Source organism: Kluyvera sp. STS39-E (genome assembly GCF_040932435.1).
Lineage (GTDB): Bacteria > Pseudomonadota > Gammaproteobacteria > Enterobacterales > Enterobacteriaceae > Kluyvera.
In genome coordinates this window covers 76516-87713 of record NZ_JBFQGA010000013.1, presented here as the reverse complement: position 1 = coordinate 87713, position 11198 = coordinate 76516, and the positions used below count along the sequence as shown (strand labels likewise).

Here is an 11198-nt window from a genome sequence, read left to right as displayed (position 1 = left end):
GCCGGATGGCGGCTACGCCTTATCCGGCCTACGAAACCGTATCGCTTGCGCCGGATGGCGGCTGCGCCTTATCCGGCCTACGAAATCGTATCGCTTGCGCCTTATCCGGCCTACGAAACCGCGCCATTTGTAGGCCTGATAAGCGAAGCGCCATCAGGCAACCGGGCGCACAAATGTCAAAGAGGCAAAAAATGAACGCGATCCGCGTCGAAAACGTCAGTAAAACCTTTGTTCTGCACCAGCAAAACGGTGTCCAGCTTCCGGTACTGCGCGAAGCCTCGCTCACCGTCAACGCCGGAGAGTGCGTGGTGCTGCACGGGCACTCCGGCAGCGGGAAATCGACCCTGTTGCGCTCGCTATACGCCAACTACCTGCCGGACGAAGGGCATATTCATATTAAACACGGCGATGAATGGGTCGACCTGGTCAGCGCCCCGGCGCGTAAGGTCGTCGAAGTGCGCAAAGCCACCGTTGGCTGGGTAAGTCAGTTCCTGAGGGTGATCCCGCGCATTTCCACGCTGGAAGTCGTGATGCAGCCGCTACTCAACACCGGCGTGCCGCGTGAAGCCTGCGCCGCGAAAGCCGCTCAGTTGCTAACGCGCCTGAACGTGCCGGAGCGCTTGTGGCACCTCGCGCCATCAACCTTCTCCGGCGGCGAGCAACAACGCGTCAACATCGCTCGTGGCTTTATCGTCGACTACCCGATTCTCCTGCTCGACGAACCGACCGCCTCGCTGGACGCTAAAAACAGCGCAGCGGTGGTGGATCTGATTAATGAAGCCAAAGCCCGCGGCGCGGCCATCGTTGGCATCTTCCACGATGAAGCCGTCCGCAACCAGGTCGCTGACCGCCTCCACCCAATGGGTACACCTACATGATTATCAATAACGTAAAGCTGGTTCTTGAGAACGACGTGGTTCACGGTTCCCTAGAGGTACAGGACGGCGAAATTCGCGCCTTTGCCGAAAGCCAAAGCCGCTTGCCCGAAGCGATGGATGGCGAAGGCGGTTGGCTGCTGCCGGGGCTGATTGAGCTGCATACCGATAATCTGGATAAATTCTTTACTCCCCGCCCGAAGGTTGATTGGCCCGCTCACTCGGCGATGAGTAGCCATGACGCGCTGATGGTGGCCAGCGGCATCACCACCGTGCTGGACGCCGTGGCGATTGGCGATGTGCGCGACGGCGGCGACCGTCTGGAAAACCTCGAAAAGATGATCAACGCCGTCGAAGAGACACAAAAACGCGGCGTTAACCGCGCCGAGCACCGTCTGCATCTGCGTTGCGAGCTGCCGCATCACACCACGCTACCGCTGTTTGAAAAACTGGTCAGCCGCGAGCCGGTGTCGCTGGTCTCCTTGATGGACCACTCGCCGGGCCAGCGCCAGTTCGCCAACCGCGAGAAGTACCGGGAATACTACCAAGGCAAGTACTCGCTGACCGACGCGCAGATGCAGCAGTATGAAGAAGAGCAGCTCGCCCTCGCCGCGCGCTGGTCGCAGCCTAACCGCAGCGCCATCGCCGGGATGTGCCGTGAACGCAACATTGCTTTAGCCAGCCACGACGATGCGACCCACGATCATGTCGTCGAATCACATCAGTTGGGCAGCGTGATCGCTGAATTTCCAACGACCTTTGAAGCAGCGGAAGCTTCGCGTCGCCACGGCATGAACGTGCTGATGGGCGCCCCCAATATCGTGCGCGGCGGCTCGCACTCCGGCAACGTTGCAGCCCACGAACTGGCACAGTTGGGGCTGCTGGATATCCTCTCCTCCGACTACTACCCCGCAAGCCTGCTGGATGCGGCATTTCGCGTCGCGGATGACAGCAATAATGCCTTTACGCTTGCGCAGGCCATTGGTCTGGTGACGAAAAACCCGGCGCGAGCGCTTAACCTCCACGACCGCGGCGTCATTGCCGAAGGCAAGCGTGCCGACCTAGTGCTGGCGCATCGTAAAGGTGAGCACATTCATATCGACCACGTTTGGCGTCAGGGAAAAAGGGTGTTCTGATGATGGGAAAACTTATCTGGTTGATGGGGCCCTCCGGCTCTGGCAAAGATAGCCTGCTGGAGGTGTTACGCCAGCAGGAGCACAGCGATCTGCTGGTCGCTCATCGCTACATCACCCGCCCTGCGAGCGCGGGCTGCGAAAACCATATTGCGCTGAGTGAGCAGGAGTTTTTCACCCGCGCTGGACGAAATTTACTCGCGCTAAGCTGGCATGCCAACGGCCTGTACTACGGTATCGGCGTGGAGATTGATGTGTGGCTGCATGGCGGATTTGACGTGGTAGTCAACGGTTCCCGCGCTCATCTGGCGCAGGCAAAAGCGCGTTACGCCAACGCACTGCTGCCGGTTTGTTTACAGGTGACGCCGGAAATTTTGCGCGAGCGGCTACAGGCCCGTGGACGGGAAAGCGGGGCCGAGATTACCGCTCGTCTGGAGCGCGCCGCGCGCTATACCCCCTCGGAATGCCACACGCTCAATAACGACGGAAGTCTGCTACAGTCGGTGGAAAAACTACTCACCCTGATGGGACGAAAGGAGAGAAGCCATGCCTGAGTGTGAACTGCGCCATGCCACATTTGACGATATCGATGATGTCTACGCGTTAATGTGCGAACTCAAACAGGCCGAATTCGACCGTGATGCCTTTTATACCGGCTTCGCCGCGAACCTTGAAGATCGTAATCTGCATTACCAGCTGGCACTGGTTGGCAACAACGTCGTTGGCATGATTAGCCTGCATTTACAGTTTCATCTGCATCACGCCAATTGGATAGGCGAGATCCAAGAACTGGTGGTGATGCCAAAGGTGCGCAGTTCAGGCGTCGGCAGCCAGCTGCTGGCCTGGGCTGAAGCAACGGCGCGTGACAGAGGGGCCGAGATGACCGAGCTATCGACCAGTGCCAAACGAATTAACGCCCATCGTTTTTATCAGCGTGAAGGCTACGCTCCCAGCCACATTCGTTTCACCAAAACCTTATGAGCCTGACACTCACCCTTAGCGGTACCGGCGGCGCACAGGGCGTGCCCGCCTGGGGTTGCCATTGCCCGGCCTGCACCCGCGCCAGACGTGCACCGCAATATCAGCGCAAAGCCTGCAGCGGCGTAGCCCGCTTTAATGACGCAGTGACCCTGATCGACGCCGGACTGCACGATCTCACCGATCGCTGGCCCGCCGGATCATTTCAGCAGTTTTTACTCACCCACTACCATATGGATCACGTGCAGGGGCTGTTTCCGCTGCGTTGGGGCGTGGGCAGCCGCGTTCCAGTCTACGGCCCACCGGACGATCAGGGCTGCGACGATCTCTTTAAGCATCCCGGCCTGCTGGATTTCAGCCATACCGTGGAACCGTTCGTGGTCTTTGATTTACAGGGATTACAGGTCACGCCCGTGCCGCTTGAACACTCCAAGCTCACCTTTGGCTACCTGCTAGAAACGCCGCACAGCCGCCTTGCCTGGCTTACTGACACCGCTGGATTGCCGGAAAAAACGCTGACTTTTTTAAGTAATAATCGCCCGCAGGTCATGGTGATTGATTGCAGCCATGCGCCACAGAAGCAAACGCCCCGCAACCATAGCGATCTTGCGACAATTCAGATAATTAACGACGAGATCCGCTGCCCGCGCGTCATCCTGACGCATATCAGTCACCAGTTTGATGAATGGATGATGACCCACCTGCTGCCACCCGGCATCGAGGCGGGCTACGACGGTATGGAAATCCGTCTGGATTAGCGGTCGTAATCGTCGTCGAGACGGCGCTCATCGTCAGACAATTGACGGCGTTCTTGATCAAGCTGATTTTGCCGATCGTTAAGCTGTCGGCGGCGGTCATCAAGTTGCCGACGACGATCGTTGTATTGTTGGCTGCTCTGCGTGCCGCGCCGATCGTCATAGGCGCGATCGTCCTCATCACGATCGCGACTGGATCGATCGCTATTCGGATTGTAAGCATCGCTGATCGCCTGCTGGATATTGCCGATCGCGTCATCGATGATATCGGCATGGGCGGTCAGCGAAAACAGACAGAATAAACAGACGGTGAAGTAGCGTTTCATAAGCCCATCTCATCGGTAGAGTGGCATTACGTTAATAAATGGTTAAAGCCGACTGTAGTGGAGGAATCTCAAATTCGGTAAGGCCAAGGAACCTCCCTACCTGCTCATCCCCGCCATCATGCCTGTCGCTTTTCCCCTTCGACACGTCAAATATGACGACAGCCTGCTTTTCGTCAGGGTTTTGTCCAAATTTCACCCGTAATATCAGGGAATGACCACAATAAAAAAGTGGCATAAAAGATGCATACTAAGGACGACAGCGCGTATGCGCGATTTGATTAACTGGAGCGAGACCGATGAAAAAAGTCGTCACGGTTTGCCCGTATTGCGCATCAGGTTGCAAAATCAACCTGGTGGTCGATAACGGAAAAATCGTCCGGGCAGAGGCGGCTCAGGGGAAAACCAACCAGGGTACCCTGTGTCTGAAAGGCTATTACGGCTGGGATTTTATTAACGATACCCAGATCCTGACGCCACGCCTTAAAACCCCAATGATCCGTCGCCAACGTGGCGGCAAGCTGGAATCCGTCTCCTGGGACGAAGCGCTGAATTACGTGGCCGATCGCTTAAGCGCTATCAAAGCGAAATACGGCCCTGATGCTATTCAGACTACCGGTTCTTCACGCGGGACAGGTAACGAAACCAACTATGTAATGCAAAAATTCGCGCGCGCCGTTATTGGTACCAATAACGTCGACTGCTGCGCTCGCGTCTGACACGGCCCTTCGGTTGCAGGTCTGCACCAATCGGTCGGTAACGGCGCAATGAGTAATGCGATTAATGAAATTGATAACACCGATTTAGTGTTTATCTTCGGGTACAACCCGGCGGATTCCCACCCTATCGTGGCGAATCACGTGATTAACGCTAAACGTAACGGGGCGAAAATCATCGTCTGCGATCCGCGCAAAATTGAAACCGCGCGCATTGCCGACATGCACATCGCGTTGAAAAACGGCTCGAATATCGCGCTGCTCAACGCCATGGGCCACGTCATTATTGAAGAAAACCTGTACGACAAGGCGTTCGTCGCCAGCCGTACTGAAGGTTATGAAGAGTACCGCAAGATTGTCGAAGGCTATACGCCGGAGTCCGTCGAGGCGATTACCGGCGTCAGTGCGCAGGAAATTCGTCAGGCCGCCCGTATGTATGCGTCGGCTAAAAACGCGGCCATTTTGTGGGGCATGGGTGTAACCCAGTTCTATCAGGGTGTGGAAACCGTGCGTTCACTGACCAGTCTCGCGATGCTGACCGGCAACCTCGGTAAGCCAAGCGTTGGCGTAAACCCGGTTCGCGGCCAGAACAACGTTCAGGGTGCCTGCGATATGGGTGCGCTGCCGGATACCTATCCGGGCTATCAGTACGTGAAGTTCCCGGAAAACCGCGAGAAGTTTGCCAAAGCTTGGGGCGTGGACAGCCTGCCGGAACACACCGGCTATCGCATCAGCGAGCTGCCACACCGTGCAGCGCACGGCGAAGTGCGCGCGGCGTACATCATGGGTGAAGATCCGTTACAGACCGATGCCGAACTCTCTGCGGTTCGTAAAGGCTTCGAAGATCTGGAACTGGTTATCGTCCAAGATATCTTCATGACCAAAACCGCTGCTGCCGCAGACGTTATTTTACCGTCTACGTCATGGGGCGAGCATGAAGGCGTCTTCACCGCCGCTGACCGTGGTTTCCAACGCTTCTTTAAAGCCGTTGAACCGAAGTGGGACCTGAAAACGGACTGGCAGATCATCAGTGAAATCGCCACCCGTATGGGCTACAAGATGCACTACAACAACACCCAAGAAATCTGGGACGAGTTGCGTGGTCTGTGCCCTGATTTCTACGGTGCCACCTACGACAAAATGGGCGAGCTGGGCTATGTGATGTGGCCATGCCGAGATGAGTCTGACGAAGACCAAGGGACCTCGTATCTCTTCAAAGAGAAGTTCGATACCCCGAATGGTCTGGCGCAGTTCTTCACCTGCGACTGGGTTGCGCCTATCGATAAACTCACCGAAGAGTACCCAATGGTACTGTCGACGGTGCGTGAAGTCGGCCACTACTCTTGCCGTTCAATGACCGGTAACTGTGCGGCACTGGCAGCGCTGGCGGATGAACCGGGCTATGCCCAGATCAACACCGCCGATGCCGCGCGTTTAGGCATTGAAGATGAAGCGCTGGTGTGGGTGAACTCCCGCAAAGGCAAAGTCATCACCCGTGCGGCAGTCAGCGATCGGCCGAACAAAGGCGCGATTTACATGACCTATCAGTGGTGGATTGGTGCATGTAATGAGTTGGTAACCGAAAACTTAAGCCCGATTACCAAAACGCCTGAATATAAGTACTGCGCCGTACGCGTCGAGCCGATTGCCGATCAGCACGCCGCCGAGCAGTATGTTATTGATGAGTATACGAAGCTGAAGGCCAGTCTGCGCGAAAGCGCGATGGGTTAAGCGGACTCGTTTCAACGCCCCCACTCGGGGGCGTTTTTTTATCTTCGCTTTATCTTTATACTGCCCTCTTCCTCGACTACCCGCATATATAAATGAAACGAATTTTTGCATTGTTATGGCTGATAGCGCTATCCGTACACGCGGAAGAACCGGGCAGCCAATATCAAAAAGCCGCAGACGCCGGTGACGCGCGCGCGCAATACTTTCTGGCCGATACCTGGTTTAGCTCCGGTGATTTGAGCCAGGCTGAGCACTGGGCGCAAAAATCCGCTGACGGTGGCGACGCAGATGCTTACGCGCTGCTGGCACAGATTAAAATTACCAATCCGGTCAATCTCGATTATCCCGCCGCCAAGGCGCTGGCGGAAAAAGCCGTTAAGGCGGGTAGCAAAGCGGGTGAGGTTATCCTTGCGCGTATACTGCTAAACAGCCAGGCCGGGCAGACCGATTCCCCGCGCGCAATCACGCTCTTAGAGCAGGCTTCAGCCAACGCTGAGAGCGATTTTGCCGTCGATGCGCAGATGCTGCTGGGGCTGGTTTATGCCAACGGCGTCGGCGTGAAAGAAGACGATGAGAAAGCCACGGATTACTTCAAAAATAGCTCCATGCTGTCGCGTACCGGCTACGCCGAATACTGGGCCGGGATGATGTTCCTGGGCGGCGAGAAGGGCTTTATTGTGCCGAACAAACAAAAGGCGCTGCAGTGGCTAAACCTGAGCTGCGTTGAAGGGTTCGATACCGGATGTGAAGAGTTTGATAAGTTAGGCGCACAGTAGGCCGGATAAGGCAACGCCGCCATCCGGCATGGTGCCAAGGTCTGCCTAATAGCGCTGCGCTTATCAGGCCTACGGGCGAGTACAGCAGCCTCGGGAAAAGGCTAAGCCAAAAATAATAACGCCGGGCAAGCCCGCCGTTATTGTTCTTTCTATTATTGATCGGCCGTTTTATCAAACTTGCCGAGCATCTCGCGTTCATACGCGCGCGCTTTTTTGTGGTCGAACTTATGTTCCCACTTAGCAATCACCAGCACCGCCAGCGCGTTACCTACCACATTCAGCGCGGTACGCGCCATATCGAGAATACGGTCAACGCCGGCAATAAACGCCAGACCTTCCAGCGGAATACCTACACTGCCCAGCGTTGCCAGCAACACCACGAAGGAAACACCCGGTACACCGGCGATACCTTTGGAGGTCACCATCAGCGTCAGCACCAGCACGATTTCCTGCCAGATGGACAGGTCGATACCGTAGAGCTGGGCGATGAAGATGGCCGCAATACTCTGGTACAGCGTCGAACCATCGAGGTTGAAGGAGTAGCCCGTCGGCACCACGAAGCTGGTGATTGACGCCGGTGCGCCATACGCTTCCATCTTCTCAATAATACGCGGCAGCACGCTCTCGGAGCTGGCGGTGGAGTAAGCCAGAATCAGTTCGTCTTTCAGAATTCGGATAAGGATCCAAATACTCAGCCCGCAGATTTTCGCCACGATGCCCAGCACCACCAGCGCAAAGAACAGAATCGCAAAGTGAACCAACAGCACCAGCTTCGCCAACGGCCACAGCGAGGCAAAACCGAAGTTCGCCACCGTCACGGCAATCAGCGCAAACACACCGACCGGGGCGTAGCGCATCACCATGTGGGTCACTTTAAACATGGTTTCAGAGATGGAGCGGAACACCGTGACCAGTGGTTCGCGATGCGCAGCAGGCAGCGATGATAGCCCTAAGCCAAACAGCACCGAGAAGAAGATAATCGGCAGCATATCGCCTTTCGCCATCGATGCGACAATGTTAGTCGGCACCAGCGACAGGATTGTTCCCATCAGCCCATGAGAATGGCTTTGCACTTCTGCGGCCGTGCTCTGGTACTTCGAAATATCCACCGCCGCCAGCTGCGACATATCGATCCCAGCACCTGGCTGGAATACATTTGCCATAGTGATACCGATGATAATGGCAATCGTGGTGATGACTTCAAAATAGATGATGGTTTTAGCGCCAAGCCGACCCAACTGCTTTGCGTCACCGACGCCGGCTATTCCCACCACCAGCGTGGAAATAACAATTGGCACAACGATCATTTTTATCAAATGGATAAAAATATCGCCGGCAGGAGATAAGAGATTGATAACCAGCCAGTCCCGGCTATCACTGTGATAATGAAGATAACTACCCAGAATAATACCTAGCACCAAGGCAATGAGAATTTGCCATGCTAGGCTGATTCGTGTTTTTTTCATAACTGCAGACTTCCTCAATGAAAAATACCATACCGAACGGGAATGGTACCCATTTGAAAGGGGGTGATTTGTGTTGCGTTTACTTTTAGAGGTTTTTAACGCGCAGTATCAGTATCATTTGCACGGTGTCCCGCGCAACCCTTTCAGAACAGGGCTTTTCACCACAAAAATCCACATTACTACTGATTTCCACCAGTAATTATTTATAAGTTTTTGTTATAAAAACGAAAATAAATCACTTTTTTCTATAAATCCCCTTCCGTAATTATTTTCGTTCAAAGAATCAAATGAACGTTATTTGAACAATTCCAATAATGCGTGATCTGCCGCGCAAATAGTAAACAAAGCGCCTTTACCCTCTGTTATTAACTTTTTTGAGACATATTATTAACATCTTACATGGAGAAAAAAAGCATGAGCCAAATACACAAACACTCTATTCCTGCAAATATTGCAGAACGCTGCCTGATAAACCCAGAACAATATCTGACCAAATACCACCAATCAGTCACCAACCCAGACGCGTTCTGGGGGGAAGAGGGAAAAATCCTCGACTGGATGCAGCCCTATAGCAAAGTCAAAAACACCTCCTTTGCGCCTGGCAACATCTCGATTAAATGGTACGAAGACGGCACCCTAAACCTAGCGGCAAACTGCCTAGATCGCCATCTGCAAACCCGTGGCGACCAGACCGCCATCATCTGGGAAGGCGACGACGCCAGCCAAAGCAAGCACATTACCTATCGCGAACTGCATCGCGACGTGTGCCGTTTTGCTAACACCCTGCTCTCTTTGGGCGTGAAGAAAGGCGACGTGGTCGCTATCTATATGCCAATGGTGCCGGAAGCGGCGGTGGCGATGCTGGCCTGTGCCCGTATTGGTGCTATCCACTCGGTCATTTTTGGCGGCTTCTCACCGGAAGCCGTGGCGGGCCGCATTATCGACTCTAGCTCACGCTTGGTTATCACCTCTGATGAAGGCGTGCGCGCCGGACGCAGCGTTCCGCTGAAGAAAAACGTCGATGACGCGCTGAAAAATCCGAACGTCAAAACCGTCGACAACGTGGTGGTGCTAAAGCGCACCGGCGGCAACATTGACTGGCAGGAAGGACGTGACCTGTGGTGGCACGATCTGATTGAACAAGCCAGCGACCAGCATCAGCCGGAAGAGATGAAGGCCGAAGATCCGCTGTTTATTCTTTATACCTCCGGCTCCACCGGCAAACCAAAGGGCGTGCTGCACACCACCGGCGGCTATCTGGTGTATGCCGCAACTACCTTTAAATATGTGTTCGACTACCATCAGGGCGATATCTACTGGTGTACCGCCGACGTGGGCTGGGTCACCGGCCATAGCTATCTGCTGTATGGCCCGCTGGCCTGCGGTGCGACCACGCTGATGTTTGAGGGCGTGCCAAACTGGCCAACGCCTGCGCGTATGTGCCAGGTGGTTGATAAACATAAAGTGAATATTCTGTATACCGCACCGACGGCGATCCGCGCGCTGATGGCGGAAGGCGATAAAGCCACCGCTGGCACCGATCGTTCCTCTCTGCGTATTCTTGGCTCCGTGGGCGAACCGATTAACCCGGAAGCCTGGGAGTGGTACTGGAAGCAGATCGGCAACGAGAAGTGCCCGGTGATGGACACCTGGTGGCAGACCGAAACCGGCGGCTTTATGATCACCCCACTGCCTGGCGCAATTGAGCTGAAAGCCGGTTCCGCCAGCCGTCCATTCTTCGGCGTGCAGCCGGCGTTGGTGGATAATGAAGGCCATCCGCAGGAAGGGGCTACCGAGGGCAACCTGGTGATCACCGATTCCTGGCCGGGTCAGGCGCGTACGCTGTTTGGCGATCACGAGCGCTTCGAACAGACCTATTTCTCTACCTTCAAAAATATGTACTTCAGCGGTGACGGCGCTCGTCGTGATGAAGACGGTTACTACTGGATAACCGGCCGCGTCGATGACGTACTGAACGTCTCCGGCCACCGTCTGGGCACCGCCGAAATCGAATCGGCGCTGGTGTCGCATCCGAAGATTGCTGAAGCCGCCGTTGTTGGCATTCCGCACAGCATTAAGGGCCAGGCTATTTATGCTTACGTCACCCTGAACCACGGTGAAGAACCCACGCCTGCACTGTACACCGAAGTGCGTAACTGGGTACGTAAAGAGATTGGCCCGCTGGCGACGCCGGACGTGCTGCACTGGACCGACTCCCTGCCAAAAACCCGTTCAGGCAAGATCATGCGCCGCATTCTGCGCAAGATAGCCGCGGGCGATACCAGCAACCTCGGTGATACCTCAACCCTCGCCGATCCTGGCGTGGTGGACAAACTGCTCGAAGAGAAGCAGTCCATCGCGATGCCGTCATAACCAGAATTTGCCCGGTGGCGCTGCGCTTACCGGGCCTACATCTGTAGGCCCTAAGACGCCAGCTGCCATCCA

The 11198-nt window shown here is 55.3% G+C and carries 10 protein-coding genes; 8 read left to right on the top strand and 2 right to left on the bottom strand.

Annotated features, from left to right (window positions below; all coding sequences use genetic code 11):
* Window positions 1–191 precede the first annotated feature (191 nt).
* The 5 genes from phnL to phnP are packed head-to-tail and all read left to right on the top strand — an operon-like array spanning window position 192 to window position 3744.
* Window positions 192–878, top strand: a complete 687-nt coding sequence (phnL, locus tag AB4K05_RS22840; protein ID WP_368481992.1) for a phosphonate C-P lyase system protein PhnL — start codon at window positions 192–194, stop codon at window positions 876–878.
* Entirely contained in the window at window positions 875–2011 is a 1137-nt protein-coding gene (gene phnM / locus AB4K05_RS22835) for an alpha-D-ribose 1-methylphosphonate 5-triphosphate diphosphatase (protein WP_368481991.1), read from the top strand. The genes phnL and phnM overlap by 4 nt, the downstream gene beginning before the upstream one ends.
* Window positions 2011–2562 carry a ribose 1,5-bisphosphokinase gene (phnN, locus tag AB4K05_RS22830; RefSeq protein WP_368481990.1) on the top strand — a complete coding sequence of 184 codons (552 nt, stop codon included), beginning with the start codon at window positions 2011–2013 and terminating at the stop codon, window positions 2560–2562. The genes phnM and phnN overlap by 1 nt, the downstream gene beginning before the upstream one ends.
* A complete protein-coding gene (gene phnO / locus AB4K05_RS22825) occupies window positions 2555–2989 on the top strand; it encodes an aminoalkylphosphonate N-acetyltransferase (protein ID WP_368481989.1) in 435 nt (144 codons plus the stop codon). Before phnN ends, phnO begins: the two co-directional genes overlap by 8 nt.
* The gene (gene phnP / locus AB4K05_RS22820) at window positions 2986–3744 is read left to right on the top strand and encodes a phosphonate metabolism protein PhnP (RefSeq protein WP_368481988.1); all 759 of its coding nucleotides are present in this window, start codon (window positions 2986–2988) and stop codon (window positions 3742–3744) included. The genes phnO and phnP overlap by 4 nt, the downstream gene beginning before the upstream one ends.
* On the opposite strand, the gene yjdP is transcribed toward phnP, so the two are convergent.
* Entirely contained in the window at window positions 3741–4067 is a 327-nt protein-coding gene (yjdP, locus tag AB4K05_RS22815; protein ID WP_368481987.1) for a DDRRRQL repeat protein YjdP, read from the bottom strand. The genes phnP and yjdP overlap by 4 nt on opposite strands.
* Before the next feature lie 296 nt (window positions 4068–4363).
* Here yjdP and fdhF point away from each other — a divergent pair, with 296 nt between their 5' ends.
* Both fdhF and AB4K05_RS22805 read left to right on the top strand, forming a co-directional pair.
* The gene (fdhF, locus tag AB4K05_RS22810; RefSeq protein ID WP_368481986.1) at window positions 4364–6511 is read left to right on the top strand and encodes a formate dehydrogenase subunit alpha; all 2148 of its coding nucleotides are present in this window, start codon (window positions 4364–4366) and stop codon (window positions 6509–6511) included.
* Between the two features lie 92 nt (window positions 6512–6603).
* Window positions 6604–7287, top strand: coding sequence for a tetratricopeptide repeat protein (locus AB4K05_RS22805; RefSeq protein ID WP_368481985.1), 684 nt, complete (start codon window positions 6604–6606; stop codon window positions 7285–7287).
* Between the two features lie 152 nt (window positions 7288–7439).
* Here AB4K05_RS22805 and gltP read toward each other — a convergent pair whose 3' ends face one another.
* Complete coding sequence (gene gltP, locus AB4K05_RS22800) at window positions 7440–8753, bottom strand: glutamate/aspartate:proton symporter GltP (protein WP_368481984.1); 1314 nt, start codon at window positions 8751–8753, stop codon at window positions 7440–7442.
* 414 nt (window positions 8754–9167) lie between these two features.
* Between gltP and acs the strand changes: the two genes are divergently transcribed.
* Entirely contained in the window at window positions 9168–11126 is a 1959-nt protein-coding gene (acs, locus tag AB4K05_RS22795) for an acetate--CoA ligase (protein WP_368481983.1), read from the top strand.
* Window positions 11127–11198: the final 72 nt, after the last annotated feature.

Bases quoted from the DNA above. Each gene is read 5' to 3' on its own strand.
- phnL (WP_368481992.1), top strand. From the start codon at position 192: ATGAACGCGATCCGCGTCGAAAACGTCAGTAAAACCTTTGTTCTGCAC.
- phnM (WP_368481991.1), top strand. From the start codon at position 875: ATGATTATCAATAACGTAAAGCTGGTTCTTGAGAACGACGTGGTTCAC.
- phnN (WP_368481990.1), top strand. From the start codon at position 2,011: ATGATGGGAAAACTTATCTGGTTGATGGGGCCCTCCGGCTCTGGCAAA.
- phnO (WP_368481989.1), top strand. From the start codon at position 2,555: ATGCCTGAGTGTGAACTGCGCCATGCCACATTTGACGATATCGATGAT.
- phnP (WP_368481988.1), top strand. From the start codon at position 2,986: ATGAGCCTGACACTCACCCTTAGCGGTACCGGCGGCGCACAGGGCGTG.
- yjdP (WP_368481987.1), bottom strand. From the start codon at position 4,067: ATGAAACGCTACTTCACCGTCTGTTTATTCTGTCTGTTTTCGCTGACC.
- AB4K05_RS22805 (WP_368481985.1), top strand. From the start codon at position 6,604: ATGAAACGAATTTTTGCATTGTTATGGCTGATAGCGCTATCCGTACAC.
- gltP (WP_368481984.1), bottom strand. From the start codon at position 8,753: ATGAAAAAAACACGAATCAGCCTAGCATGGCAAATTCTCATTGCCTTG.
- acs (WP_368481983.1), top strand. From the start codon at position 9,168: ATGAGCCAAATACACAAACACTCTATTCCTGCAAATATTGCAGAACGC.